Origin of the sequence: Mycobacterium sp. NPDC051804, from assembly GCF_044452905.1 — a bacterium.
GTDB lineage: Bacteria > Actinomycetota > Actinomycetes > Mycobacteriales > Mycobacteriaceae > Mycobacterium.
Window position 1 is genome coordinate 620,987 of the sequence record NZ_JBITCD010000004.1, and the last position, 26,630, is coordinate 647,616.

General features: G+C 65.7%; 27 protein-coding genes and 1 riboswitch. Of the genes, 17 read left to right on the forward strand and 10 right to left on the reverse strand.

Going from position 1 to position 26,630, the window contains the following annotated elements; translation table 11 throughout:
* The first annotated feature begins 5 nt into the window (after positions 1-5).
* The 6 genes from ACIA48_RS18440 to ACIA48_RS18465 are packed head-to-tail and all read left to right on the forward strand — an operon-like array spanning position 6 to position 4,093.
* Positions 6-377: a DUF742 domain-containing protein gene (locus ACIA48_RS18440; RefSeq protein WP_396734434.1), complete on the forward strand. Its 372-nt coding sequence runs from the start codon at positions 6-8 to the stop codon at positions 375-377.
* A gap of 55 nt (positions 378-432) precedes the next feature.
* Positions 433-969 carry a GTP-binding protein gene (locus ACIA48_RS18445; RefSeq protein ID WP_396735081.1) on the forward strand — a complete coding sequence of 179 codons (537 nt, stop codon included), beginning with the start codon at positions 433-435 and terminating at the stop codon, positions 967-969.
* A gap of 4 nt (positions 970-973) precedes the next feature.
* Positions 974-1,534 carry a pentapeptide repeat-containing protein gene (locus ACIA48_RS18450; RefSeq protein ID WP_396734437.1) on the forward strand — a complete coding sequence of 187 codons (561 nt, stop codon included), beginning with the start codon at positions 974-976 and terminating at the stop codon, positions 1,532-1,534.
* Between the two features lie 42 nt (positions 1,535-1,576).
* On the forward strand, positions 1,577-2,425 hold the full coding sequence (locus tag ACIA48_RS18455; RefSeq protein ID WP_396734440.1) for a pyridoxamine 5'-phosphate oxidase family protein: 849 nt from the start codon (positions 1,577-1,579) through the stop codon (positions 2,423-2,425).
* Positions 2,422-2,778 carry a nuclear transport factor 2 family protein gene (locus ACIA48_RS18460; protein WP_396734442.1) on the forward strand — a complete coding sequence of 119 codons (357 nt, stop codon included), beginning with the start codon at positions 2,422-2,424 and terminating at the stop codon, positions 2,776-2,778. The genes ACIA48_RS18455 and ACIA48_RS18460 overlap by 4 nt, the downstream gene beginning before the upstream one ends.
* Before the next feature lie 40 nt (positions 2,779-2,818).
* Positions 2,819-4,093: an amidohydrolase family protein gene (locus ACIA48_RS18465; protein ID WP_396734444.1), complete on the forward strand. Its 1,275-nt coding sequence runs from the start codon at positions 2,819-2,821 to the stop codon at positions 4,091-4,093.
* Here the strand turns inward: ACIA48_RS18465 and ACIA48_RS18470 are convergent.
* From ACIA48_RS18470 to ACIA48_RS18480, 3 genes are all read right to left on the reverse strand, one after another.
* Positions 4,065-4,910, reverse strand: a complete 846-nt coding sequence (locus ACIA48_RS18470) for a GNAT family N-acetyltransferase (RefSeq protein WP_396734446.1) — start codon at positions 4,908-4,910, stop codon at positions 4,065-4,067. The genes ACIA48_RS18465 and ACIA48_RS18470 overlap by 29 nt on opposite strands.
* Complete coding sequence (locus ACIA48_RS18475; protein ID WP_396734449.1) at positions 4,907-7,564, reverse strand: FHA domain-containing protein; 2,658 nt, start codon at positions 7,562-7,564, stop codon at positions 4,907-4,909. Before ACIA48_RS18475 ends, ACIA48_RS18470 begins: the two co-directional genes overlap by 4 nt.
* 63 nt (positions 7,565-7,627) lie before the next feature.
* On the reverse strand, positions 7,628-8,023 hold the full coding sequence (locus ACIA48_RS18480; RefSeq protein WP_396734451.1) for a nuclear transport factor 2 family protein: 396 nt from the start codon (positions 8,021-8,023) through the stop codon (positions 7,628-7,630).
* A 50-nt stretch (positions 8,024-8,073) separates the two neighbouring features.
* Between ACIA48_RS18480 and ACIA48_RS18485 the strand changes: the two genes are divergently transcribed.
* Both ACIA48_RS18485 and ACIA48_RS18490 read left to right on the forward strand, forming a co-directional pair.
* Complete coding sequence (locus ACIA48_RS18485; RefSeq protein WP_396734453.1) at positions 8,074-8,637, forward strand: TetR/AcrR family transcriptional regulator; 564 nt, start codon at positions 8,074-8,076, stop codon at positions 8,635-8,637.
* Between the two features lie 66 nt (positions 8,638-8,703).
* The gene (locus ACIA48_RS18490) at positions 8,704-9,150 is read left to right on the forward strand and encodes a hypothetical protein (protein ID WP_396734456.1); all 447 of its coding nucleotides are present in this window, start codon (positions 8,704-8,706) and stop codon (positions 9,148-9,150) included.
* On the opposite strand, the gene ACIA48_RS18495 is transcribed toward ACIA48_RS18490, so the two are convergent.
* Positions 9,147-10,343, reverse strand: coding sequence for an NADH:flavin oxidoreductase (locus tag ACIA48_RS18495; protein ID WP_396734458.1), 1,197 nt, complete (start codon positions 10,341-10,343; stop codon positions 9,147-9,149). The genes ACIA48_RS18490 and ACIA48_RS18495 overlap by 4 nt on opposite strands.
* A 58-nt stretch (positions 10,344-10,401) precedes the next feature.
* Between ACIA48_RS18495 and ACIA48_RS18500 the strand changes: the two genes are divergently transcribed.
* Both ACIA48_RS18500 and ACIA48_RS18505 read left to right on the forward strand, forming a co-directional pair.
* Positions 10,402-11,259, forward strand: coding sequence for a bifunctional methylenetetrahydrofolate dehydrogenase/methenyltetrahydrofolate cyclohydrolase (locus tag ACIA48_RS18500; RefSeq protein WP_396734461.1), 858 nt, complete (start codon positions 10,402-10,404; stop codon positions 11,257-11,259).
* Positions 11,256-11,549: a DUF3017 domain-containing protein gene (locus ACIA48_RS18505; protein ID WP_396734464.1), complete on the forward strand. Its 294-nt coding sequence runs from the start codon at positions 11,256-11,258 to the stop codon at positions 11,547-11,549. The genes ACIA48_RS18500 and ACIA48_RS18505 overlap by 4 nt, the downstream gene beginning before the upstream one ends.
* Before the next feature lie 4 nt (positions 11,550-11,553).
* Here the strand turns inward: ACIA48_RS18505 and ACIA48_RS18510 are convergent, their stop codons facing one another.
* Positions 11,554-12,957, reverse strand: coding sequence for an FAD-binding protein (locus tag ACIA48_RS18510; protein ID WP_396734467.1), 1,404 nt, complete (start codon positions 12,955-12,957; stop codon positions 11,554-11,556).
* 179 nt (positions 12,958-13,136) lie between these two features.
* Between ACIA48_RS18510 and ACIA48_RS18515 the strand changes: the two genes are divergently transcribed.
* From ACIA48_RS18515 to ACIA48_RS18525, 3 genes are all read left to right on the forward strand, one after another.
* Positions 13,137-13,496 (forward strand): isochorismatase family protein, encoded by a 360-nt coding sequence (locus tag ACIA48_RS18515; protein WP_396734470.1) that lies wholly within the window; start codon positions 13,137-13,139, stop codon positions 13,494-13,496.
* Positions 13,497-13,538: 42 nt separating this feature from the next.
* Positions 13,539-13,754, forward strand: coding sequence for a hypothetical protein (locus tag ACIA48_RS18520; protein ID WP_396734473.1), 216 nt, complete (start codon positions 13,539-13,541; stop codon positions 13,752-13,754).
* 110 nt (positions 13,755-13,864) lie between these two features.
* Positions 13,865-15,247, forward strand: coding sequence for a cytochrome P450 (locus ACIA48_RS18525; protein WP_396734476.1), 1,383 nt, complete (start codon positions 13,865-13,867; stop codon positions 15,245-15,247).
* Positions 15,248-15,253: 6 nt separating this feature from the next.
* Here ACIA48_RS18525 and ACIA48_RS18530 read toward each other — a convergent pair whose 3' ends face one another.
* The 4 genes from ACIA48_RS18530 to ACIA48_RS18545 all read right to left on the reverse strand — a co-directional run bounded on the left by ACIA48_RS18530 (position 15,254) and on the right by ACIA48_RS18545 (position 19,913).
* Complete coding sequence (locus ACIA48_RS18530; protein WP_396734479.1) at positions 15,254-16,438, reverse strand: NAD(P)/FAD-dependent oxidoreductase; 1,185 nt, start codon at positions 16,436-16,438, stop codon at positions 15,254-15,256.
* Between the two features lie 276 nt (positions 16,439-16,714).
* Positions 16,715-17,443 (reverse strand): class I SAM-dependent methyltransferase, encoded by a 729-nt coding sequence (locus ACIA48_RS18535; protein WP_396734481.1) that lies wholly within the window; start codon positions 17,441-17,443, stop codon positions 16,715-16,717.
* On the reverse strand, positions 17,440-18,573 hold the full coding sequence (locus tag ACIA48_RS18540; protein ID WP_396734484.1) for a homoserine O-acetyltransferase: 1,134 nt from the start codon (positions 18,571-18,573) through the stop codon (positions 17,440-17,442). Before ACIA48_RS18540 ends, ACIA48_RS18535 begins: the two co-directional genes overlap by 4 nt.
* Entirely contained in the window at positions 18,573-19,913 is a 1,341-nt protein-coding gene (locus tag ACIA48_RS18545; RefSeq protein ID WP_396734487.1) for a bifunctional o-acetylhomoserine/o-acetylserine sulfhydrylase, read from the reverse strand. Before ACIA48_RS18545 ends, ACIA48_RS18540 begins: the two co-directional genes overlap by 1 nt.
* 41 nt (positions 19,914-19,954) lie before the next feature.
* A riboswitch (SAM riboswitch) is annotated at positions 19,955-20,077 on the reverse strand.
* Between the two features lie 180 nt (positions 20,078-20,257).
* Between ACIA48_RS18545 and ACIA48_RS18550 the strand changes: the two genes are divergently transcribed.
* Positions 20,258-22,495 (forward strand): NADP-dependent isocitrate dehydrogenase, encoded by a 2,238-nt coding sequence (locus ACIA48_RS18550; RefSeq protein ID WP_396735084.1) that lies wholly within the window; start codon positions 20,258-20,260, stop codon positions 22,493-22,495.
* On the opposite strand, the gene ACIA48_RS18555 is transcribed toward ACIA48_RS18550, so the two are convergent.
* Positions 22,492-23,325 carry an alpha/beta fold hydrolase gene (locus ACIA48_RS18555; RefSeq protein ID WP_396734490.1) on the reverse strand — a complete coding sequence of 278 codons (834 nt, stop codon included), beginning with the start codon at positions 23,323-23,325 and terminating at the stop codon, positions 22,492-22,494. The genes ACIA48_RS18550 and ACIA48_RS18555 overlap by 4 nt on opposite strands.
* A gap of 72 nt (positions 23,326-23,397) precedes the next feature.
* On the opposite strand from ACIA48_RS18555, the gene ACIA48_RS18560 reads away from it, so the two are divergent.
* From ACIA48_RS18560 to trpS, 3 genes are read left to right on the forward strand one after another with little or no spacing between them, the layout of a single operon-like run.
* A complete protein-coding gene (locus ACIA48_RS18560; protein WP_396734493.1) occupies positions 23,398-24,198 on the forward strand; it encodes an exodeoxyribonuclease III in 801 nt (266 codons plus the stop codon).
* Between the two features lie 9 nt (positions 24,199-24,207).
* Positions 24,208-25,572, forward strand: coding sequence for an NAD(P)/FAD-dependent oxidoreductase (locus tag ACIA48_RS18565; protein ID WP_396734495.1), 1,365 nt, complete (start codon positions 24,208-24,210; stop codon positions 25,570-25,572).
* A 21-nt stretch (positions 25,573-25,593) separates the two neighbouring features.
* Positions 25,594-26,601, forward strand: coding sequence for a tryptophan--tRNA ligase (gene trpS, locus ACIA48_RS18570; protein ID WP_396734496.1), 1,008 nt, complete (start codon positions 25,594-25,596; stop codon positions 26,599-26,601).
* The last annotated feature ends 29 nt before the right edge of the window (positions 26,602-26,630 follow it).

A 26,630-nucleotide genomic window follows, 5' to 3' on the forward strand; every position in this document is an offset into this window, starting at 1 on the left:
GGCCGATGGACAACTGGGAGCGGGAGGTCGCTGACGAACCGAGTCTGGTCCGGCCCTACACGCTGACGGCCGGCCGCACGGAGCCCCGGTTCCATCTGCCGTTGGAAGCGCCCATCGGGAAGCTCACGACGACCAGGGCGCCGCGCTGGCCGGGGAACGACGTACGGGGCCAGATCCTCACGATGAGCGACGAAATTCCATCGGTGGCCGAGATCGCCGCCGGTTTGGCCTTACCGCTCGGCGTGGCGCGGGTGCTGATCGGTGACCTCGTGACGCAGGGTTATCTGCAGGTGCACACCACCCTCGGCGATTCGGTGACCGACGACGAACGACGGGACCTCATAGGAAGGACGCTGCGTGGCCTCAGGGCACTCTGAGAGGCGGCATGCCTCGCCGGACCCCGCGGCGAAGCGGGCCGCCGCCTCGACCAAGATCGTCATCTCCGGCGGGTTCGGAGCCGGTAAGACGACATTCGTGGGCGCAGTCTCCGAGATCATGCCGCTGCGGACCGAGGCGTTGGTCACCAACGCGTCAGCCGGTGTCGACGGCCTGGAAGCGACACCGTCGAAGACCACCACGACGGTGGCGATGGACTTCGGCCGAATCACCCTCGACGAGGAGCTGGTGCTGTACCTGTTCGGCACACCCGGCCAGCGCCGGTTTTGGTTCATGTGGGACGACCTCATCCGCGGCGCGATCGGCGCGGTCATCCTGGTCGACGTCCGGCGACTCAAGGACAGCTTCGCCGCCGTCGACTTCTTCGAAGCGCGACGCCTGCCGTTCCTGATCGCGATCAATGAATTCGACGGCGCACCAACATATTCGACTCAAGCACTGCGCAAGGCTCTGGCGCTGTCGGATCACATCCCCGTGGTCGCGGTCGACGCCAGGGACCGCCACTCGTGCCGCGAGGCGTTGATCGCGGTCACCGAGTACGCGCTCGACTCCCTGTCCTCGCTGCCCGGCTGAAACGGTGGACGACGAAGAAGCTTGGGTCGAAAGGGAGTTCGTCGCTCACGACTTTCGCGACGAGGATCTCAGCCGGTTACGCACCGAGCGTGCGGTGTTCGACGAGTGCGACTTCCGCGGTGTCGATCTTGCTGAGTCCGAGCATGTCGGCTCGGCGTTCCGTAACTGTCGATTCGAGCGGGCCAGGCTGCACCACAGCACTTTTCAGCACTGCAGCATGCTGGGATCGGTGTTCACTGAATGTCGGCTGCGGCCGCTGCAGCTGGTCGAGGTCGACCTGACGCTCGCGGTCCTCGGTGGTTGCGATCTGCGGGGCGTCGACTTGTCCGGGTGCCGGCTGCGTGAGGCCAGCCTCGTCGAGACGGATTTGCGCAAGGCGATACTGCGCGGCGCCGACCTCAGCGGTGCACGGTTGCAGAAGACGCGGCTCGAGGAATCGGATCTACGGGGCGCGCGCACCGATGCGACGTTCTGGACCACTGCCGCCCTGCGCGGCGCGAAGATCGACATCGATCAGGCGCTGGCCTACGCCGTCGCGCACGGTCTGAACATCCACGGGGAATAACCGCTGTACTCTCACGTTGAGAGCTGCATGCGAGCTGGTGAGATGACTGCGCACACGGGGTTTCACGACGGAGAACTCGCGGTTCAGGACCGCGCTGGTGTTCGTGCGCAGGCCGCCCGCCTCGGGGACGCCATGTTGGCCACTCCTGATCTGAACGGCGGTATGAGCGGCTTCCTGGCTCACCGCGAATTCGCCGTACTGACCGCCCGCGACGCCGATGACCGGTTGTGGACGTCGCCGCTGTACTCGTCGCCGGGATTCCTGCAGGCACACGACCGGGAACTGCGGGTCCACGCCGTACCGACTCCCGGGGATCCGTTGCACGACCTCGCCGCGGATCAGCCGGTCGGCATGCTCGCCATCGAGTTCGCCACCCGCCGTCGGGTCCGGGTCAACGGCACCCTCGCCCACGTCGGTGATGATGGTCTGTTGATCTCGGTCGACCAGGCATACGGCAACTGCCCCAAGTACATTCACCCACGCCATCTCGAGCACACAGACATTCCCGCGCCTCCCATCGAACGCTCGTCGACGCTGAGCGCCGAGCACGCACAGCTCATCGCAAACGCCGACACCTTCTTCCTCGGCACCATCCATCCGTCGCGCGGAGCCGACGCATCCCATCGAGGCGGCCCACCCGGATTCGTCCACGTCGAGGGTAACCAGCTGTGGTGGCCGGACTATCCGGGCAACAACATGTTCAACAGCTTCGGCAACCTCGCGGTGGATCCCAGCGCCGCGGTGCTTTTCGTCGATTTCGAGACGGGCACGACGCTGCACATCTCGGGTAAGGCCACCATCGAGTGGGTGACGCCCAGTGATGCCGACGGTGGCACCGGACGTCGCGTGCGGCTCGCGGTGGAGTCGATCGTGTGGGGCGCCCGCTGGTGAATACTCGCAGAACGATCGAACGGTGGGTCGAGTTGTTCAATGCCGGTGATGCCGAGGGGATTTCGGAGCTGTACGCCGAGGATGCGGTGAACCACCAGATCGCGCTCGAACCCGTCGTGGGCAGAGATGCGATCAAGCAGTTTCACCGTGACACCTTCGCCGGGGGACCGCTGACCTGTACGCCGCTCACCCTCGTCGTCGACGGTGCCTGGGGCGCGCTGGAGTGGGTCGACCCCGACGGTTTCCGTGGCTGCGGGTTCTTCCAGGTGCGTGACGGGCAGATCCTGCTCCAGCGGGGCTACTGGGACAGCGCGCAGCTCGGTGCGATTCACCCCGATATGCACGATCTCTGAATCCGGCCTGCGCTCACCGGCGGCGGAGCATGATCAGCACATGGCAGCCACCGGGGACACGATCGATCGCTATGTCGTCATCTCGACAGACACACACGCCGGAGCGGATCTCCACGAATACAAGGAGTACCTGCCCGCGCGACTGCACGATGACTTCGACGCGTGGGCGAAGACGTACGTCAGCCCGTTCGACGACCTGATCATCGCGACCGCCAAACGCAACTGGGACCACGAGCTGCGGATGTCGGAGATGGATGCCGACGGAGTGGCGGCCGAGGTGCTGCTGCCCAACACCGTGCCGCCGTTCTTCCCGACCTCGCCGAACATCACGATCAGCCTGCCGCGCACCCGCGAGGAGTTCGAGCACCGATGGGCAGGTGTGCAGGCCCACAACCGGTGGCAGGTCGACTTCTGCGCGCTGGCGCCGGATCGGCGTCGCGGGCTGATCCAGATCTTCCCCAACGACATCGAGCTCGCCGTCGAGGAGATCCGCTGGGGGGCGCAGCAGAGATGTTTCGGCGGGGTCCTGCTGCCCGCGGTTTCGCCAGGGGATCCGAACGTCGCCCCGCTCTTTCACACGCGCTACGAACCGATCTGGGCGCTGTGCACGGAGCTCGACCTGACCCTGGTTCAGCACGCGGGCGCGGGCAGTCCGGTGATGCCGATGGATCAGCCGGCGTCCAACGCCGTGTTGGTGACCGAGATGGCGCTGTGGGCGCAACGTACGGTCAGCCACCTCATTCTCGCCGGGGTGTTCGAGCGTCACCCGACCCTGCGCTTCGTGCCGACCGAGCAGGGCACCATGTGGCTGCAAGACCAGATGACCTTGCTCGATGTCATGGTGCCGAGCATGAAAACCGAAGCGGGGAACCGTACCTACGGAATGTTCGGGGGTTCGTCGATCGACGAGTTGTCGATGGCGCCGAGCGAGTATGCCAAGCGCAACTGCTACCTGGCGTCCGAACTCACGCCCTACGAGAGGTCGATGATCGACTACATGGGTGCCGATCACATGATGTGGGGCAGCGACTATCCGCACGAGGAAGGCTTCGCGCCGCATTCCAAGCTGGCGATCCAGTGGGCGCTGCACGACCAGCCCGAGGACACCTGTCGAAAGATTCTGGGCGGCAACGCCGGTCGCCTGTACCGCTTCGATCTGGATGCGCTTGCTCCGATTGCCGCCAAGATCGGGCCGACGGTCGCCGAGGTCGGCAAGCCGTTGGGGGACACCGGCTACGTTGCTCCGCCCGCGTTCGGCTATCGGCCGTTTGAGGGTGGACTGGCGCTCAAGCGGTTGGCTCCGGCGCGGGTTTGACCAGGATCGCGCGGGTGTAGAGCAGGTCGAAACCGCGACGCTGCACGTTCTCTTGGGACTTAGACCCCGGTGACGTCGTGACGACGGCGATGTCGCACCCCGCTGCGGCCGCGTCGACGAGCCGGGTCGCCAGCAGCGCCGTCTGCACCCCGCGCCTACGGTGCGCGGGAGCCGTCGCGGCACCGGTGAGTTGTGCGATGCCGTCGACCAACCGCACGCTCGCCGCGCCGGCGACGACTCCGTCGGCCATCGCGATGTAGCGGGTCGCGCCTGCGGCCGCCATATCGCGGGTGGCGTCGGCAAGGACGTCGCGCGGGAACTCCTCGTGTGAGGCGACGCCCTGCGTGTCCGGGTTGGCGAAACCCTCGACGACCGTGTCCAGCCACGTCCCGAATTCGTCGTCATCGCTGGGCCGGACGTCGACACCGGGTGGCGTGATCCGCTCCAACGGGCCAACCAGTAGGCGGCCGAGCACGTTCTCGAAGGAGACCAGCTGATAGCCGCGAGCCGTCAGCGCCGCAGCGATATCGGGGTCGGCCAGGTGTGCGAGCTCGACCTGGGTCGCGCTGCCGCGCGCCGCGAAAGCCGTTTCGATCTCGTCCAATTCGGCGGCCGAGGGCACACCGCCAAAGCCGACCCCGACGACCTTGTTGAACGGCGAGTTCTCGCCGGCGAAGCACGCCGCGCCGCCGGCCACCGGAACCTCGAAGCCCTCGCCGCCGCGGCGCCGTGCCGCGTCGGCGCCGGCGGTGATCAGACCCGCCTCAGCGCGCTCGATGCGCTCAGCCAGCGCGGTGCTGCAGAACGTCGGCGTCACTTGGCGGCAGCGAGCCTGATCTTCCAGCGCACGAACCCGGTGTAACCCACACAGATCACGACGAGCATCAGCATGTCGAACCACCACGCACCACTCGTGTGGTGCCAGTGAGAGTCATTGGGTGACAGCGGACTTGGTACGAGTCTGGTCAGGTCGATCGTCGACGCCGACGCCGCGAAGCCCCAGCGTGCGGGAGTCAACCAGGCCAGCTGATCGAGCACGATCCGGTCGGTCACCGGGATCATGCCGCCGGAGAACACCAGCTGCGACATGATCGCCACCACGAGCAACGGCATGATCTGCTCTTGCGATTTCGCCAGTGCCGACAGTGCGAGGCCGACCATGCCCGCGGCGATGGTGGTCATCGCGATGTCGACGAACAACTCCAGGCTGCGGTTGCCGATGAACACCCCGGATTCGGTGGCTCCGGGCCCCCACCCCTTACCCCACACAGCGATCGAGGTGACGATGGCCGACTGGATGATCGCGAACACCGTGAAGACGGCCATCTTCGCGAGCATGTACGCCGACGTCGACAGTCCGACGGCCTGCTCACGCAGGAAGATCGCCCGTTCACCGATCAGCGCCCGGATGGTCAACGCGGTGCCCATGAAGATGGCGCCCACGTTGAGCATCACGAGGATCTGGCCGGGCTCGTTGGGTGCTTCACCACCCTTGATGGCGGGAACCGGCAGGCCGAAGCCGACGTTGCCGGGCACCGACAGTGACAGCACACCCATGATGAACGGCAGGAACATCAGGAAGATGAAGTAACCGCGGTCCGAAATGATCAGCCGGACCTGACGCCTGGCGATCGTCGAGAACTGTCTTCGCAGACTCGTTTTCGTCGGCGCGCCGAGATCGGAGGGCTTTTCCGCAGGCGGTGGCGGTGGCGGCGGCCCGTGCTGGGCGAGGTACCGAGCCTTGGCCGCCTCGGGGTCTCCCGCAACCGAGCTGAAGATGTCGGCCCAGTTCGTCGTGCCCATCGACGAGCCGATCTCACTGGGCGGCCCGTAGAACGCGGTCTTTCCGCCGGGCGCCAGCAGCAGAACCTGATCGCACACGTCGAGATAGGTCAGCGAGTGCGTGACCACGAGCACGACGCGGCCCGCGTCTGCGAGCTGGCGCAGCATCGTCATGACCTGGCGGTCGAGCGCCGGGTCCAGACCCGAGGTGGGCTCGTCCAGGATCAGCAGCGACGGCCCGGTCAGCAGCTCGAGGGCGACCGAAGCGCGTTTGCGCTGACCGCCGGAGAGCTTGTCGACGCGGGTCTCGAGGTGCTTGGTCATCTCGAGTTCCTCGAGGACCTGCATGACGACCTGTTCGCGGTCGGCCTTTGTGGTGTCCGGCGGCAGCCGCAGCTCGGCGGCGTACATCAGCGCTTGCCGCACGGTCAGCTGACCGTGCACCACATCGTCCTGGGGAACCATGCCGATGCGGGAGCGCAGCGAGGCGTACTCGGCGTGAATGTTGTGACCCTCGAAGGTCACGGTGCCCGTCGTCGGATGGGTGTAGCCGGCCACCAACTTCGCGAAGGTCGACTTGCCCGCGCCGGACGGGCCGATGACCGCGGTCAACGTGCCGGGGCGGGCCGCGATCGAGATGTTGTCCAGCAGCGTCTTGTTGCCCTCGATCGTCCACGTGATGGAGTGGACTTCCAGGCCACCGGTTTGGGTTGCCGCCGCGGTCTCGGTGCGACGGGCCAGCGTGCCGCCGGTGAACACCAGGTCGATGTTGCCGATCGTGACGGTGTCGCCGTCACGCAGAATCGCCGAGTCGACGCGGGCACCGTTGACGAACGTGCCGTTGATGCTGCGGTTGTCCCGGATCTCGGTGCCGTTGGGCGTCGGGAGCAGGGTTGCGTGGTGCCGTGACGCGAGCACGTCGGGCACCACGATGTCGTTATCGGTGGCGCGACCGATCTTGATGGCGCCCGCGATCCCCGCTGCGGCGGCGGGCTTGCCCGGCCGCAGGATCTTCAGCATGCTCGTCGCGAGATTGCCCTCGCCCGCACGTGGAGCCGCCGTCGGACCCATCGCGGTGACCGACTCAAGCGCCGGTTGCGACATCGGCGCAGAGACCGGAGGTGGCCGCAGCGGTGCCGAGGGGCTGGAAGGGTACTGCTGCCCGCCGCCGTAAGCGGCCGGTTGTTGGGGCGACGACGGGTACCGCGGTGGGGCGGTCGGCGGACGCTGGGTGCTCGGCGGCGGCGACTGCGGTCGGGATACCTGCGGCGAGGAGGCCGGCGGATGGGCGGCCGGCGCCTGCGTCGGCCACGAAGTGTCCGCGGGGCGAGCCGAGCCGATGGGCACCGATTGGGTCGGCGTCCGCCCGGCGGCACCCTGGTGACGCCCGATCTCGAAACTCAGTTGCGGCCCATCGGGATTGCCGATGTTGAGATGCTGACCGTCTTGTAGGTCAACGGCGGGTACGCGACGGTTGTTGACGTACATCCCGTTGAGGCTGCCGTTGTCGATGGCGACCCACCGACCCTGGTCGAACCGCAGCACAAGGTGTGCGCGCGAGATCAACGGATGTGCGATTCGGATGTCGGCGCGAAGATCGCGACCGACGACTACGTCGTTGCCCGGCGCGAAGGTTCGGGTCGATCCGTCGTATCGAACGGTCAGCGCGGGTGGGGCTGGTCGGCTCATCGCGGACAACTCTATCGGTACGACACCGATCTCGGCGCAGGTCTGCGGAGCGTCAATGTGCAGTCATCGGCACGGGATGCGCCATTGGGCAGTGTCAGTGATCTGCTGCAGTGCGGTTATCTGCTCGCCCCGGGTCGTGATGACGTGAGCGAATGCGGCGTCGACGGTCGTCGCGCCGTCTCGTGCCGGACCTCGATACCGGCCGATCACGACGATCCTGTCGGCATCGACCGCGAGATATTCGACGGGATCGACGGTCACGTCGTAGAGCGCGTCAATGCGGCCCCAGACTCCGGCGATCATGTCGTTCGGGCCCCGGTGCTGGCCGCCGACATCGTGCGGCATACCCGTACTCACGGTGCCGACGAAATCGTTGGTGAGCAGCGCGAACAGCTCCTCGGCGTCGGACCGGGCGATGGCCTCGTAGAAGCGTTGCGCAATAACGGTAGGGGATGACACGCGGTTACCTCCAGACGGTATTAGAGAAAACTCTCTATTATCATAAGGCGATGCCGCGGCCCGCGCGATACACCGTCGACGAACTTCTTGACGCCGCGGCAGCCCTATTGGCCGACCAGGGTCCCGCCGCGGTGACCATGTCGGCCGTCGCGCGCGCGGTCGGTGCGCCCAGCGGGTCGATGTATCACCGCTTTCCGACCAGGGCCGCCCTGTGCGGCGAACTGTGGATTCGTACCGAGCAGCGCTTCGGATCCGGCGTCACCGAGGCGCTGTCCGGCGCGGAAGACCCGCAGACCCGGTGTGTCGATGCGGCCCAGTTCACGGTGCGGTGGTGCCGCGAGCATCCGAATGAAGCGCAGGTGCTGCTGGCCGGGGCCGACGCGCTGGCCGCCGCCGACTGGCCCGAACACCTGACCGCGGCCAGGCGGCGCCTGCACCGCAGGCTGCGACAGCTCATGAAGGACGTTCCGGCCGATACGGACCGGGTCACTGCCGCGGTCGTCGACGTTCCGTACGCCGTCGTCCGGCGGCACCTGCTCGCCAAGCAAGCGATTCCCGCGAGCGCCGACGGCATCGTCGGGGACTGTGCCAGGGCACTGATACCGCCTGGGTGACAAATATGTACCGGTTCGCTCGGCGAGTCGTCGGCCGTCGCAGCCGCGTTCGTGGTGTCGTTAATCATGGTGTCTAAGGCGCCTGCAGCCCTGCTCACGGGTGCCGCGGCGGTTCTGAGTCTGGCGGCGGTCAGCACGCCGTCGACCGCAGGGGCACAGCCGTCCTACCCCACCGATGATCGGGGCTTCGTCGACTCGCAGATCCGCTGCGACGCGCCCCAGTCGGCGGTCGCGTTCAGCCGCACCGAACAGTCAATTGTGGCGATCTGCGTCGACCAGGCGGGCCGCTACCAGTACCGGGGCGCCAGGGTGGCCGATAAGGACGCCGTGCTCACCGTCGTCGCCGAACCCACCGTGCCCGGCGAATTCTTCGCCCAGAAAGACGGCGTCACCTACACCGTCACCGCGCAGAACCTGGTCATCAAGACTCCAGAGTGGACGCGCACCGAGCCGGTAGTGCAGTTCGGTACGCAGCCGCTGCTCGCGGTCGAGGCGCCGACAGCACCTCGTTAGCCCGGCGAACCCGTCACCACGCAGTGCGTGTGGCTGTAGATCGTGGCCATGCACTTGTTGCAATGAGTGCAGAGCGACCGGATCGAGTGGGCGTCGCCGTCGTCCTGGATGCGGTTGATCAAATCGGGTTCGGCGAGCAGCGCCCGCCCCATCGCGACGAAATCGAAACCCTCGGCCATCGCCAGATCCATGGTTTCGCGATTTGTGATGCCGCCCAACAGGATCAGCGGCATCTTGAGTTCGGCGCGGAACAGCTTGGCGTCGCGCAGCAGGAACGCCTCCCGGTAGGGGTAGGCGCGCAGGAACTTCTTGCCGGTCATCCGGATTCCCCACCGCAGTGGCGGCTTGAACGCGCCCGCGAACTCCTTGACCGGGGCGTCGCCGCGGAACAGGTACATCGGATTGACCAGTGAGCTGCCCGCGGTGAGTTCGATGGCGTCGAGGCCGCCGTCCTCTTCCAGCCACTTCGCGGTCTGCAGCGACTCCTCGATCGGGATGCCGCCGCGCACCCCATCGGCCATCGTCAACTTGGCGGTGACCGCGATCGGAGTACCTTCCTTCTCCACCGCGCGTCGTACCGCCATCACCATGCCGCGCGCCACCTTGGCGCGGTTCTCGAGCGACCCGCCGAATTCGTCGGCCCTGCGATTGATCAGCGGGCTGAGGAACGAACTCGCGAAATAGTTGTGTCCCAAATGGATTTCGACAGCGTCGAACCCGGCCTCGATCGCCATCCGCGCGGCGTTGGCGTGTGCGGCGATGATGTCGTTGATGTCGTCCCGCGTGGCCTTCTTGGCGAACCGCATGGAGAGCGGATTGAAGAACCGCACCGGCGCGTACGCCCTGGCCTTCGTCGAGCGGGCATTGGCCACCGGTCCGGCATGACCGATCTGCGCGCTGATCGCCGCGCCCTCGGAGTGGATGGACTCCGTGAGCTTCTTCAGGCCCGGCATGGCCTCGGGACGCCACCAGATGACGTTGCCCTCCGTGCGACCACCTTGCGTGACCGCCAGATACGCGACTGTCGTCATGCCGACCCCACCGGCGGCGGGCAGCCGGTGATACGTGATGAGGTCGTCCGTGACGAGCGCGTTCGGCGAAGAAGCCTCGAACGTGGCCGCCTTGATGATTCGGTTGCGCAGCGTCACCGGGCCGAGCTTGGCCGGGGTGAACACATTGGGCTGTGTGTTCATAGGCAGTGAGCATGCCAGACTGGGCTCGCGGGCGAGCGAAGCGACGGGAGAAATCTGCGTGGGTGCGATCACATTGGACGGTAAGGCCACACGCGACGAAATTTTTGTCGACCTCAAGGAGCGGGTGGCGGCCCTGACCGCCGCAGGCCACACGCCAGGACTGGGCACGGTTCTGGTCGGCGACGACCCGGGCTCCCATGCGTATGTCCGGGGCAAGCACGCGGACTGCGCCAAGGTGGGTATCAACTCCATCCGCCGCGACCTGCCCGCCGACATCAGCCAGGCCACGCTCGACGAGACCATCGACGAGTTGAACGCCAACCCCGAGTGCACCGGCTACATCGTCCAGTTGCCGCTGCCCAAACACCTCAACGAGAACGCCGCCCTGGAACGGGTCGACCCCGGCAAGGATGCCGACGGTTTGCATCCGACGAATCTGGGCCGGTTGGTGCTCAACGAGCCGGCGCCGTTGCCCTGCACCCCGCGCGGGATCGTGCACCTGCTGCGCCGCTATGAGGTCGAGATCGCGGGCGCGGAGGTCGTGGTGATCGGTCGCGGCGTGACGGTCGGCAGGCCACTCGGTCTGCTGCTGACCCGTCGATCCGAGAACGCCACGGTCACGTTGTGCCACACCGCGACTCGGCATCTGCCTCAGCACACCCTCGATGCCGACATCATCATTGCCGCGGCAGGGGTGCCGCACATGGTGACCGCCGAGATGGTCCGACCCGGGGCCGCGGTGATCGATGTCGGAGTAAGCCGCGACGACGCGGGCAAGCTCGTTGGCGACGTGCATCCGGACGTCTGGGACGTCGCTGGTCACGTGTCACCGAACCCTGGCGGAGTCGGACCGCTGACCAGGGCGTTTCTGCTCACCAACGTGGTCGAGCGGGCAGAGGCGGCGATGAGCGCTTGACGCCGCGGGAGTTCGCGCGCAAAGTCTTCGGCGGGCAGTGGCCGATCCTGTTGCCCGGCGTGATCCTGATCGCGGCATTCGCGCTCGTGGTCGCCGGCTATTGGCGCCGCGGAGCACTGGTGCTTGCGATCGGGGTGGCCGTCGCGGCGGTGCTGAGGCTCACCCTGCCCGAGGAGCGGGCGGGCTTGCTCGCGGTACGCAGCCGCGGGATCGACGTCGCCACAACCGCCAGTGTCAGCGCGACGATTCTCTACATCGCGTGGACGATCGATCCCCTGGGCACCAGCTAGCCGGTCACGCGGCCGATGGTTCGGGTGGAATGTTGTGGTTCGTTCGAAACCTGTTGTGCGGGTCGTACTTTGCCTTGACGGCCCGCAGTTTCCTGTAGGTGTCGCGTTCGTAGGCGCGGGCGGTCGCCGACTCGCTCACATCGGCGGGACCCTGAAAGCTCGGGTGCGCCATGCGGTGTAGCCACGGCGCCAGTGCGTCGACGAGTTCTCGGCCCGAATCGCGGTAGTCGGCGACCTCCTGGCCCGGCGGCACCACCGTCAGCGCGAAGAACCCGAAGGCGGCATCACGTCCGCCGACGGCGTTGGGGAACGCCGGGGGCCGGCTGAAGGCCCCCTGGAGGTGCCGGATGTCGACGAGGTTGATGTGGCTGCCGGCTTCGGGTCCAGCCACCTCGACGATGGCTTCGACGGCGTCCGGGGTGAGGTCGCGTAGCAGTCCGAAGTGCTCGACTGCGGCTGCGGGATCCGTGGGATCGGCGCTGATCGAGGCGAATTGGGTGAAGGGGATGTCTGCGACGGTGTCCACGAGGACCGGTGCGGCCTGACGCAGTGGGTCGATCAAACGCGCACCCTCGTCGGGGTCCCCGAGGTAGGACACCCGCACCGCGACGGCGACCTTGCCCTGCATGAACGCCGGAAGGTCCGGCAGCGGTGGGAAGTTCAGGATCGCCAGTCCGGTGGCGATGTCATCGGGCGCGGTCGCGGTGAAGGGGAGATAAGCGTTGAGGACGTCCCGAATGTGTTCGCCCGAGAAGAACAGTGCGCCCGCATAGAGTCTCGTCACAGGGAAGAGCGCGAACTCGATTGCGGTGACCACGCCGAAGTTGCCTTTTCCGCCGAGCAGCGCGCTGAACAAGTCGGCGTCCGAGCAGGGCGTGACCCGACGGAACCGTCCGTCCGCCGTGACGACGTCGATGGCGCTGACGTGGTCGGCCGCCCAACCGTAGCGGCGGCCCATCGTCGCGCTGGCCCCACCGGCCAGGGTGTAGCCGACCACGCCGACGCCGGGCGCGGATCCCGGCAGCGGAGCGAGGCCAAGCGGTGCGGCGGCGTCCACCAGTTGTCCGAATCGGACCCCGGCCTCCACCCGCGCCGTGGACGTGTCGACGTCGATCTCGATCCTCGACATCCGCTTGGTCGTGATCATCAAAGTCGATGGGCCCGACGGCACCGACGGGCCATGACCGGTGTTCAGCACGGCGATATCCATACTGTGTCGCGACGCAAAGTCCACCGCCACACCGATATCGGACGTGTTGACCGCACCCACGACGACGGCGGGACGATGGGTAACCGCTTCGTTGAACACCGCGACCTCATCGGAGTAGCCGGGGGTGCCGGAAACAAAGCAAGGTCCGGCAAGGCGATTTTGTAACGCCGGAAGATCATCGCGCCACGAGTGCGTCATGGTTTCCTCTTCGTTGGTGGGATGCCCGCTATTGGTTTTCAACGGTATGAACAACGATTCCGCTTGCACGCGGGCGAGTTGTTCCAGGCACCTGCAATAGGGCTGCGCGACTGCAAGATTTCCGTCACTCGCATCGTTGGATATTGAGAAGGACTGTGACGCAGAGCTACGGAGGAAGAATGGCTACAACCGGACGCGTGCGCTTCACCCGCGACAACACCGCAGTACTGCTGATCGACCATCAGGTCGGACTGTTCACCGGCGTGCGGGACATCAACGTCAACGAGCTCAAACACAACGTCGTAGGCCTCGCGCGCGCCGCGCAGATCCTCGGTCTGCCCATCGTCGCGGTGACCACCGCCCGGGACAGCATGTGGGGTCCGACGATTCCCGAACTGCGGGAAGTGCTCCGGGAAACCGAGATCATCGACCGGTCCACCGTCAACGCCTGGAACGACGACCGCTTCGTGGCACAGGTCGAGGCGACGAAACGCGATCACCTGATCATCGCCGGCCTCTCATTTGAGGTCTGCGCCTAGCTACCGGCGATCTCCGCTCGAGACAGAGGTTTTCATTCAGTGGTGGCTTTGGATGCGTGCGGGACGTTCTCGCATCACAAGCGTGAAGCCGGTCTCGCCCGCCTCACGACGCTCGGAATCGAAGTCTCCGATTACGCAACGCTGATGGTCGAGATCATGGGCGACAACGCCGACCCGAAGGCCAACGACATCTACGCCGCACTGGACATGCCCTTCGCCACCCTCATGGGACAGGTGGCCTCCGCGCTGGCGCGGTAGCGGCAGCGGCTCGACATGATCGCGAATGATGACGGTGCGGTAGGCCCGCCTCGCAGTTGAAGTAGTCGCCTACGCTAGTGGCCGCACTGGTGCCTTGCGATGCTCCAGCCATGGTCCTGAAGATCGAAAACGTCGAGTTGAGCGCGCTACCGCCGGCTCCGAAGAACCCGCTCTCGTACTGGCAGACACTGCGGGCTGTCAGATCGCTGCATTTCGGCGTGGAACAGCTGCGCGAGGCGGGAGGTCCGGTTTCGCGATTCAGTCTGGGTCCGCGCTGGCTCATGCCGCCAGTGGTACTCGCGGCCTCACCCCAGGGCATTCGCGATGTTCTCGGCCGCAAGGATGACTACATCGAGAAGACCGTCGTCCATCGGGAGATGCGCCATCTGCTCGGTGGGAACCTGTTCGACCTCATGCACGACGAGTGGCTGCCCCGCCGACGTGCGCTGCAGCCGATTTTCACCAAACAGCACGTCCGTCAGTTCGGTGGCCACATGTTCCACGCTGCGGAGACGGTCGCGTCCCGCTGGCCCGACGACGGTGAAGTCGACCTCGATGCGCAGTGCCGCACACTCACCATGCGCGCGTTGGGTCGCTCGGTTCTCGGACTGGACCTCGACGAACGAGCGGACAATTTGGCCGAGCCCATGCAGGCAGCCCTTAAGTACATCGCGGACCGGGCGCTGAGTCCGGTGCGCGCTCCGAGGTGGTTGCCCACGCCTGCACGCCGCCGCGCCCGCGCGGCCACCCACAGCATGCGTCAGCTCGCGAGTGAGATTCTGCAGGCGTGCCGCGAGGATTCGGAGCGGGATGCTCCATTGGTGCGGGCACTGATGGTCGCAACTGACCCCGTTACGGGACAATCGTTGTCCGACAGCGATATCTGTGACGAACTGTTGGTGTTCTTGATCGCCGGTCACGACACCACCGCCACCGCACTGGCCTATTCCATGTGGGCGCTCGGTCGTCACCCCGAACTGCAGGACCGGGTGGCTGCCGAGGTCGCCGAACTGGGTGATCGCGAATTGACACCCGACGACATGTCGCACCTGAGCTACACCGTCCAGGTGCTGCATGAGGCGTTGCGGCTGTGTCCGCCTGGCGCTACTGGAGCCCGGATGGCGATGCGCGATGTCGAGATCGACGGCTACCGTGTCGAAGCCGGCACCCTGCTCTTGTTCGGCATCATGTCGGTGCAGCGGGATCCGTCGCTGTGGGACGATCCGCTGAAGTTTGACCCCGATCGGTTCAGCCCGGAGAATTCAAAGGCCCGCGATCGTTGGCAATATCTTCCGTTCGGCGGGGGCCCACGATCGTGCATCGGCGATCACTTCGCCATGCTGGAGGCGACGCTGGCGCTGGCCACGATCGTGCGGCACGTCGAAATCTGCTCTTTGGAAGACGATTTCCCGGTCGAGACACCGTTCACGACCGTCGCGGCGGGGCCGATCCGTGCCCGCGTGAAGACTCGCGCAAGATCCAAGGTGGGCTAGACGGGATCAGCTGCCCGACAAGGTGCTTTCCCAGAACAACAGCCGGGCACGCAACCTCGGGTTGCTGAGGCCGTCGAGCAGCTTGAGTCCCGCACTGGTCAGTGCCGGTGTGCCGACCAGGCGGTGAAACAGCCTGCCGTGTCGATATTCTCGGCCCCAGATCGAGTTCACCTGCTGCTCGTAGTTGGTGAAATCCTCTGGTCCGCCGTTGGTGAGCGCGGCGATCGCACACTCTCCCGCGGCGAGACCGGACTGCAATGCCTTCGAAATGCCCGCACCCGAGACCGGCCTCGCCGCGCCAAGGGCATCGCCTGCGAACAGTACCCCCGGTCGCCACGGCGGCCACGCCGTGAAGCCCATGGGGAGCCGCCAGCCCTGAAGTGCCTTCGACCGTTGCAGTTCATCGATCGACGGCAGGTCCCAGTCCCGCGGCAGCGTGGCCATGAACTCGCTCAAGAGCTGGGTGGAGTTGATCTGGTGCCACTTCTTGTAGCTGTTGACATAGCCGAGTCCGACGTTGACTCGGCCGTCGCCGAGCGGGAAAACCCAGCCGTAGCCGGGCAATTGATCGCCCTTGAAGGTCACCTTCAAATGGATGTCGAGGGAGTCGGAGTCCGGGCGGTTCGCAGACATTTCGGCGCGAATCGCGATCGCAGAGTAGCCGTTGTATTTCGACGTGAGCTTGAGCGCGCGCTTGACCGGTGAGTACGTGCCGTCGGCGGCGATCACCGCATCGGCCAGCACTTCTTCGCCGCCCTTGAGAGCCAGGCCCGTCACCCGACCGTCGGTGTCGAGCACCGGGCCGACGACCTCGGCGGACTCTCGTACCTCAGCCCCCGCCACTTCCGCGTGTCTGAGCAGCATCGTGTCCAGTTGCGTGCGACGGATGCCATGTCCGTGATCGGGCATACCGGGTCGTCGAGGGAACGACAACTCCCACTCGGACGGACTGAAGATCGTCGCCCGATTGAGCCGATGGAACTTCGCGACTTCGTCCGCCAATCCCATCTTTTGTAGGTAGCTGACGGCTCGCGGTGTCAGACCGTCGCCGCACGGCTTGTCGCGGGGAAATGTGGCTTTGTCCAGAACTACGACCCGTGCTCCGGTTTGCACGGCCTTCCACGCGGCTGCCGACCCCGCCGGGCCGCCGCCGGCGATCGCGACGTCGTACCGCTGCTTCGTTGCACCCATCAGGACCTTCTTGACCTCGTTTTCGCACGTCGACGGTCGCCGCAAACGTGCTCTCAAGAGGTATTCGGAGCCATCGAGCGCGCGGACTGGCGCTTCGTTGATTGGCGTAGCGAACAGTCGTCACTTACGGCCCAAACATCAGCGGCCCGTTCAGTCCCACTGATCAATGTTTCACAGCGGACTACTCGGACTTCCTGCAATATGCGCGACGCTGCGACGTGTGTGACTGAGCGCCACCGATGCACCCGCCGCCGCGTTGACCCGCTGGTTCGGCGTCTAGGACAGCGTCGCGCGGATGGACACCGTGACGTAAGGCAGCGCCAGACCGTTGGAGTTGGCCAGTGCGGGATGGGTGTCCAGCAGTTCGCGCACCTGATCGAGAGTCTTGGTGCGCACCTTCTCCGGCGACGTGATGCAGTAGCTGCGTGATGCGACCAGATCGATGAGTGCCTGCGGTGTCAGGTAGCTGGTCCAGTCGACTCGGTGATGTTCGACATCGGTGAATACGTCCGGCAGCGTGGTGGTTTCGTTGAAATGGGCGTTCTCGTGGCCGATGATCGTGCCTAGATCCTTCACCCAGCCCAGCCGCTCGTCGCGGGCATTCCACACCAGGCCGAGCCGACCGCCGGGCCGCAGCACGCGCGCCACCTCTTTGACCGCGCGCTCGGTGTCGAACCAGTGCCAGGCCTGTGCCACCAGCACGGCGTCGACACTGTCATCGGGGAGCGGGATCTCTTCCGCTGTGCCCAACAGCGCGGGCGTGTCGGGCAGCGAATTGCTCAGCAGTTCGAGCATTTCCGGAATCGGGTCGACGGCGATTACGTCGAGTCCGCGTTCGACCAGCCGTGTGGTCAGCTTTCCCGTCCCGGCACCGAGATCGAGGACGTCGCGAGCCCCGTCCGGAAGCAACCAGTCGATCGCCTCTGGCGGATACGACGGCCTGCCGCGCTCGTATGCCGCGGCTTCCGCACCGAAGGACAGCGAGCGCTGCTGGCTGCTCGTCACCGCTCAGCCAACTCCAGCGTCTTGCGGACCAATTCGCCCACCGCCTCCGTCTCGACCAGGAACCCGTCGTGGCCGTAGATAGAGTCGACCACGTTCAGTTGGGTGCAACCCGGAAGCAGCTCGGCCAATTCCTCCTGCAGTCGCAGTGGGTACAGCCGATCTGAGGTGATGCCGCCGACCACGACAGGAACCGGGCAGCTGCGCAGCGCCGCCTCCACGCCCCCGCGGCCGCGCCCGACGTCGTGGCTGGACAGGGATTCCGTCAGTGCCACGTAGGTGCCCGCGTCGAACCGAGCCGACAGTTTGCGGCCCTGGTATTCGAGGTAACTCTGCACCGAATAGCGGCCCCCCGCCGAGGGATCCTCGTCGCCCTGCGCGTCGTTGGCGAAGCGGTCGTCCAGTTCGGCCTCACCGCGATAGGTGAGGTGGGCGAACCGGCGTGCGATCTCCATGCCGGTCTCCGGGACCAGCCCGGTGTCGTAGTAGTCGCCGCCGCACCAGTTCGGGTCGGACTTGATGGCCGCCACCTGTGTGCTCTGGGTCCCGATCTGGTCGGCGGTAGCGCGGGCCCCGACGGCCAGCACCAGCGCTGCGCGCACCTTGTCGGGATGACCGACGATCCACTCCAGTGCGCGAGCGCCACCCATCGAACCGCCGACCACCGCGGCGACCTGGGTGATGCCCAGCGCCTCGAGTGCGGCGATGTCGGCCTCGACCTGGTCACGCACCGACACGAGCGGGAACCGGGATCCCCAGGCCTTTCCGTCGGGGTGTGGCGAGCTCGGGCCGGTCGATCCGCGGAAGCCGCCGAGCACATTGGTCGAGACCGCGCACCAGCGGTTCGTGTCGATCGGCGCACCGGGGCCGGCGACGCCTTCCCACCAGCCCTCGGTCTCCACGCCCGGACCGGTTGGACCGGTCACGTGCGAATCGCCGGTGAGCGCGTGCAGGACGACGACCACGTTGTCGCGGTTGGGCGAAAGCTCACCCCAGCGCTGCACGGCGATGGTGACATCGTCGATGACGGCGCCGTTCTCCAGCGCCAGAGGGCCGATGTCGATGTAGCCGACTTCTCCTTGGGCGGGCAGAAATTGGGGGTTCACTTCGACTTTCCTATCGAGCAATGTCATCAGAACGCCGCCGCGGCTTTGGGATCAGATGACCCGGAGAACTGCTTGGCAGCGGCGAAGCCCTGTTCGAGATCGCCCAGAATGTCGTCGATACCTTCGATCCCGACTGCGAGGCGCACCAAGCCCGGTGTGACACCAGTGGCCAGCTGCTCCTCGGGCGACAGCTGCGCATGAGTCGTCGACGCGGGATGGATGACCAGCGATCGCACGTCGCCGATGTTGGCGACGTGGCTGTGCAGCGTGAGCGCGTTGACGAACGCCTTACCCGCGTCGATGCCACCCGCCAGCTCGAACGCCAGCACCGCACCGGTTCCCTTGGGGGCCAACTTCTTTCCAAGCTGGTGCCACGGTGAGGTCGGCAGCCCCGCATAGTTGACGGAGATGACGTCCTCGCGCCCGGCGAGGTACTCGGCGACCGTTTGCGCGTTCTGGACGTGCCGCTCGACGCGCAGGCTCAGCGTCTCCAGCCCCTGGGCGACCAGGAACGCATTGAAAGGTGATGCCGCTGAGCCGAGATCGCGCAGCAACTGAACGCGCGCCTTCAATGCGTATGCGGGAGGGCCGAGTTCGGCAAACACCACGCCGTGATAGCTCGGGTCGGGTGTGGTGAATCCGGGGAACTTGCCGTTGGTCCAGTCGAAGGTGCCGCCGTCGACGATGACACCGGCGATCGCCGCGCCGTGACCGCCGAGGTACTTGGTGGCCGAGTGCACGACGATGTCCGCGCCGTGGGCCAGCGGCTGGATCAGGTATGGCGTCGCGATCGTGTTGTCGACGATCAACGGCACACCTGCCTCGTGTGCGACGCCGGCAACCCCTGGAATGTCGAGGATGTCGATCTGGGGGTTCGAGATCGTCTCGCCGAAGAACGCCTTGGTGTTGGGGCGCACGGCGGCCCGCCACGAGTCCAGGTCGTCAGCGTCGTCGACGAAGCTGACCTCGATGCCGATCTTGGGCAGCGTGTAGTGGAACAGGTTGTAGGTGCCGCCGTAGAGCCGCGGGCTGGAGACGATGTGATCGCCCGCATTGGCCAGGTTGAGAATCGCGAAGTGCTCGGCGGCTTGACCGGAAGCCAGGAACAGCGCCGCGACGCCGCCCTCGAGCGCCGCGATGCGCTGCTCGACGACATCCTGCGTCGGGTTCATGATCCGGGTGTAGATATTGCCCGGCTCGGCGAGGCCGAACAGCGCAGCGGCGTGCTCGGTGCTGTTGAACGTGTACGACGTGGTCTGGTAGATCGGCAGGGCACGCGCGTTGGTTGCGACATCCGGAGTTTGGCCGGCGTGTACCTGCTTGGTTTCGAACGCCCACTGTTGGGTCGGGTCTTCTGGCGCGCTCATGGAATGGCCCTCCATCTGTGTGTCAGGGGGCCCGTCGAACGGACCCGCGCTTGCCGGCAGCCACTCGCTAGTGGCTACTCAACCTGGTCTTCACCCGGAGCACCCCACCGCGGTTGGAGGGTTGCCGGCCAGCAAGCCGGGGCTTGACGCTGGCACTCATGACCGACGACAGACTATCTCACCGGGTTCATTGTGTGCCAGCAGCCTCAATGAGGCGGGCCGAAAAGCTACCCGTCAGTAGCTGAAGTCCGCCCGGGAACGCACCGTGGCCCCCGCGTAGCGTCGTGTTCGACGTAATACTGATAGCCGCAGATCTGACCGAGAAGACGCCGGGAGACCATCACATGAGCCAAGAGCAGCCGACCATCATCTACACCCTGACCGACGAGGCGCCGCTGCTTGCGACCTATGGCTTTCTGCCGATCATTCGGACCTTCGCCGATCCGGCGGGGATCAATGTCGAAACGAGCGACATTTCGGTGGCGGCGCGCATCCTGGCTGAGTTCGGCGATCACCTCGAAGAAGACCAGCGTGTGCCGGACAACCTGGGCGAGCTCGGGAAGCTGACGCAGTCGCCCGACACCAACATCATCAAGCTGCCCAACATCAGCGCGTCCGTCCCGCAGCTCTACGCCGCGATCAAGGAGCTGCAGGAGAAGGGCTACGCGATTCCCGACTATCCCGCGCAGCCGAAGAGCGACGAGGAGAAGGAGCTCAACCAGCGCTACGGCAAGATCCTCGGTAGTGCGGTGAACCCTGTTCTGCGCGAAGGAAACTCAGACCGCCGTGCTCCCAACGCCGTCAAGGAGTACGCGCGCAAGCACCCGCACAGCATGGGCGAGTTCTCCCAGGCGTCGCGTACGCACGTGGCGACCATGAAGGATGGCGATTTCTACCACGGCGAGAAGTCGATGACGCTCGACAAGGATCGCAAGGTCCGCATGGAGCTGAAGACCAAGGGCGGCAACACGATTGTGCTCAAGCCCGAGACGGCGCTGCAGGACGGCGACGTCATCGATTCCATGTTCATGAGCAAGAAGGCGCTCGTCGAGTTCTACGAGCAGCAGATCGAGGACGCGTACAAGACTGGCGTCATGTTCTCCCTGCACGTCAAGGCGACGATGATGAAGGTCAGCCACCCCATCGTGTTCGGTCACTGCGTGAAGGTCTTCTATAAGGACGCCTTCGCCAAGCACCAGGACGTGCTCGACGAGCTGGGCGTCAACGTCAACAACGGAATGGTCGACCTGTACAACAAGATCGAGTCGCTGCCGTCGTTCCAGCGTGAGCAGATCATTCAGGACATCCACGACGTGCACGAGCACCGTCCCGAGTTGGCCATGGTGGATTCGGCCAAGGGAATCACCAACTTCCACTCGCCGAGCGACGTGATCGTGGACGCGTCGATGCCCGCCATGATCCGTCTCGGCGGCAAGATGTACGGCGCCGACGGGCGGACCAAGGACACCAAGGCGGTCAACCCCGAGTCGACGTTCTCCCGCATCTATCAGGAGATGATCAACTGGTGTAAGACCAACGGTCAGTTCGATCCGACCACCATGGGCACCGTGCCGAACGTCGGCCTGATGGCGCAGAAGGCCGAGGAGTACGGCAGCCACGACAAGACCTTTGAGATCCCCGAGGACGGCGTCGCCGACATCGTCGACATCGACAGCGGTGAGGTGCTGCTGTCGTGGGACGTCGAGGAGGGCGACATCTGGCGGATGCCCGTCACCAAGGACGCGGCGATCCGGGACTGGGTGAAGCTGGCCGTCACCCGTGCCCGCGCTTCCAATATGACGGCGGTGTTCTGGCTCGACACCGAGCGTCCACACGAGGTCGAACTCCGCAAGAAGGTGAAGGAGTACCTGAAGGACCACGACACCGAGGGTCTGCAGATTCAGATCATGCCGCAGGTGTGGGCCATGCGGTACACGCTGGAGCGGGCGACCCGCGGCCAGGACACCATCGCCGTCACCGGAAACATCCTGCGCGACTACCTCACCGACCTGTTCCCGATTCTCGAGCTGGGCACCAGCGCCAAGATGTTGTCGATCGTGCCGCTGATGGCGGGCGGTGGAATGTACGAGACGGGTGCTGGCGGTTCGGCGCCCAAGCACGTTCACCAACTGGTCGAGGAGAACCACCTGCGGTGGGATTCGCTCGGCGAGTTCCTCGCGCTGGGGGCCTGCTTCGAGGATCTTGGCGACAAGACCGGCAACAAGCGGGCCACGCTGTTGGGCAAGACGCTCGACGGCGCGATCGGCAAGCTGCTCGAGAACGACAAGGGTCCGTCGCGTAAGACCGGCGAGCTCGACAACCGCGGCAGCCAGTTCTACCTCGCGATGTACTGGGCGGCCGAACTCGCGGAGCAGACCGAGGATCAGGAGCTGGCCGACCACTTCGCGAGCCTGGCGAAGTCGCTGAAGGAGAACGAGGACGCGATCGTGTCCGAACTTGCGCAGGTGCAAGGGGATTCGGTGGACATCGGCGGCTACTACTGGCCGGATCCGGAGAAGACCACCGCGATCATGCGGCCGAGCAAGACGCTGAACTCGACGCTGGAGTCCGCGCGTAGCTAACCGATGGCTTCGTGCGGGGGAGGCGTCGCGTAGCGGTCGGTGAACTCGACGATCAGGTCGGCGACCCGGCGCGGTGCCTCGAACATCGGGATGTGCCCGACGTCGTCGAGATGCGTCACCTCCGTGGACTGCGGTAGGTGGGTGGTGAAGTGCCGGGTGAACCGCGGATGCGGCAGCACCCGGTCCTTCTCGCAGATGACCAGATGCGTCGGCGTCTTGGCCTCGGCGAGTTCCATCAGGCCAGGCATCAGTAGGGACTTGGCCAGCAGCTGGTAGTACGCCGGGCAGTGGGTGACGTCGTCGATGATGTCGAGCCACTGCTCGTCGTTGAGGCGGTCCGCTTTCGCGCTGATCGGCACGAAACCGAGCTGTCGGACATACGGCAGCTTCAGCGCACGCTGGCCGAGCACCTTGGCGCCCAGGTAGACGGGCAGACCGGCGACGAACTTGAACACGATCTCGAACTTGGCGGGGGTGTAGCGGGTCCAGCCGCCGGCTGGGGCGATACCGGTCAGCGTGCGGGCCCGGCCGCGGCGCGCCAGCTCGAACGCCGTCCAGCCGCCCAGCGAGTTGCCGACGATGTGCGCGGTATCCCAGCCGAGCTCGTCCATCCGGCGTTCCATGTCGTCGGCCAGCTCGGCGGTGTCCAGGAAGAACCTGCCTTTGACCCCGCCGTTGTGGCCGGGCATCGTGGGCGCCAGAACCTCGTACCGACCGGTGTCAGCAATCAGCGGGGCGACGCCTTTCCAGACGTTCTGAGACATCATGAACGGATGCAGCAAAAGCATCGGCTCGCCTGAGCCCAGGTGTATCGGTGCGCGCTCGCTCATCTGCCCGACACTAAAGGTGATACCGCCGGTACCGCAAGCCTGTCTCGAGGTTCATGGCTAGGGTCTGGACCCGTGATTGTCAGCACCATCAACGTCAACGGCATTCGCGCAGCGATCAAGGAACGGTCACCGGAGAACCTCGGGCTGCTGCCGTGGTTCGCCGCCACCACCGCCGACGTCGTGTGCCTGCAGGAAACCCGCGCCGACGACGACCAACTCGCGACGGCGCTGGCGCCGGTGCTGGCCGACGGGTGGCACCTGGCGTCGGCGGAACCACATATCAAGGGGCGCAGCGGCGTTGCGGTCCTCTCCCGGCATCCGATCGAGGCGACGCGGTTGATGGACTCCGACGAATTCGGGACGCACGGCCGCTACCTGGAGGCCGACACCGCAGGGATGACGGTCGCCAGCCTCTACATCCAGACCGGTGAGGCGGATACGCCGCGCCAGTTGGAGAAGGAGCGGTTTATGGCGACTCTCGCGGCGCGGATGGCGGCGTTGGCCGCGGCCGGCCGCGATGCCGTCATGTGCGGCGACTGGAATATCGCGCATACCGAGAACGACATCAAGAACTGGAAGGGCAACATCAAGAAGTCGGGCTTTCTGCCCAGCGAGCGGGCCTGGCTCACCGATCTGCTGGCCTCCGGGTGGGTCGACGTGGCGCGGGTGCTGAATCCGGATGTTCCCGGCCCGTATGCGTGGTGGTCCTGGCGCGGCCGCGCGTTCGACAACGACGCAGGCTGGCGGATCGACTATCAGCTGGCCACCGCAGGGCTGGCGGCGCGGGCGGTGTCCGCGCGGGTCGAGCGCGCCGAGGCCTATGCGCTGCGCTGGTCCGACCACGCCCCGGTCACCGTCGAGTATTCGGGTTAAGGTCGGCCCATGACCGTCGAGACCAGCGCTCCCCGGCGCCACCGCGTCGTCATCATCGGGTCCGGCTTCGGCGGCCTGTTCGCGGCCAAGCACCTCAAGCGCGCGGACGTCGACGTCACGCTCATCGCGAAGACGACCCACCACCTGTTCCAGCCGCTGCTGTATCAGGTCGCGACGGGCATCCTGTCGGTCGGCGAGATCGCGCCCGCGACGCGAATCATCCTGCGCAAGAACAAGAATGCCGAAGTTTTGCTCGGCGACGTCGTGGGCATCGACCTGAAGAACAAGACCGTCACCTCCAAGCTGCTCGACTGGGAGCGGGTCACGCCGTTCGACAGCCTGATCGTGGCTGCGGGTGCGCAGCAGTCCTATTTCGGCAACGACCATTTCGAGGCCTTCGCGCCCGGCATGAAGACCGTCGACGACGCGCTGGAACTACGCGGCCGGATCCTCGGTGCCTTCGAGGCGGCCGAGGTGACGACGTCGGAAGCCGAGCGCAAGCGCCGGCTGACGTTCGTCGTCGTCGGCGCAGGGCCGACCGGTGTCGAGGTCGTCGGCCAGATCGCCGAACTCGCGGACCGGACGTTGAAAGGAGCGTTCCGGACCATCGACCCGACCCACGCCCGGGTGATTCTCGTCGAGGCCGCGCCCGCGGTGCTGCCACCCATGGGCCCCAAACTCGGGCTTAAGGCGCAGCGCCGCCTGGAGAAGATGGGCGTCGAGGTCAAGCTGAACACAATGGTCACCGATGTCGATTACCTGGGACTGACCGTCAGGGAAGGTGGCGCGGACGGTGAAGAGACGAGAATCGAGGCCGCCGTCAAGGTCTGGTCAGCCGGTGTGCAGGCGAGCCCGCTGGGCAAGCTGATCGCCGAACAGTCCGAAGGTACCGAGACGGACAGGGCCGGACGGGTCGTGGTCGAGCCCGACCTCACCGTCAAAGGGCATCCGAACGTCTACGTCATTGGCGACCTGATGAGCGTTCCCGGCGTGCCCGGGATGGCGCAGGGTGCGATTCAGGGCGCGGTTTATGCCACCAAACAGATCAAGAGCGAACTCAAGAACTCGGCTCCGGCGGAACGAAAGCCGTTCAAGTACTTGAACAAAGGCAGCATGGCCACCGTCTCGCGGTTCAGCGCGGTATGCCAGATCGGCAAGGTCGAGTTCGGCGGATTCCTGGCCTGGCTGGCCTGGCTGGGCTTGCACCTGTACTACCTCGTGGGCAGCCGAAACCGCATCGTCGCGGTGTACTCGTGGTTCATCACCTTCCTGGGCCGGGGCCGCAGCCAGCTGGCGATCACCGAACGCTGGGTGTTCGCACGCAGGGCCATCGAGGAGTCCCGAGAGCAGAGCGCCCAAAAAGCCATTGGCTGAGCGTGCCAAGATTGACGCATCATGAGCACTGCGCGTCGCGTCTTTTCTGGTGTCCAACCCACGTCTGACTCTCTGCACCTGGGCAACGCCCTGGGCGCCATCAAGCAGTGGGTGGGCATGCAGGACGACTACGACGCCTTCTTCTGCGTGGTCAATCTGCACGCGATCACAGTCCCGCAGGATCCCGAGCAGTTGCGGCGGCGCACTCTGGTGACCGCCGCGCAGTACTTGGCACTTGGCATCGACCCGTCGCGATCCACCGTCTTCGTGCAGAGCCAGGTCCCCGAACATGCCGAACTCGCTTGGGTGCTGGGCTGTTTCACCGGTTTCGGCCAGGCATCGCGAATGACACAGTTCAAGGACAAGTCGCAGAAGGAAGGCGCCGAGGCCACCACTGTCGGGCTGTTCACCTATCCGGTGCTGATGGCCGCCGACGTGTTGCTATATGACACCGATCTCGTTCCGGTCGGAGAAGATCAGCGTCAGCATCTGGAGCTGGCCCGTGATGTCGCGCAGCGGTTCAACGCCCGCTTTCCGGACACCTTCGTGGTGCCCGACGTGCTGATTCAGAAGGCCACCGCCAAGATCTACGACCTGCAGGACCCCACCGCGAAGATGAGCAAGTCCGCGGCCACCGACGCGGGGCTGATCAGCCTGCTCGACGATCCGAAGAAGACTGCGAAGAAGATCCGGTCGGCGGTCACCGACAGTGAGCGCGAGATCCGCTACGACCCGGCCGCCAAAGCCGGCGTCTCCAACCTGCTGACCATCCAGTCCGCGATCACCGGCACTGACGTCGACAAGCTCGTCGAGGGTTATGCCGGCCGCGGCTATGGCGACCTGAAGGCCGACACCGCCGAGGCCGTCGTCGAGTTCGTGACGCCGATCCAGGCACGCGTCGACGAATTGATGACCGATCCCGCCGAGCTCGAGGCAGCGCTGGCCGCCGGTGCCGAGCGTGCCAGAGAGGTGTCTTCAAAGACGCTGCGGCGGGTATACGACCGGTTAGGGTTTCTACTCGCGACCTAGTCGATGCCCGGTCAACGCCCGTAACTCGC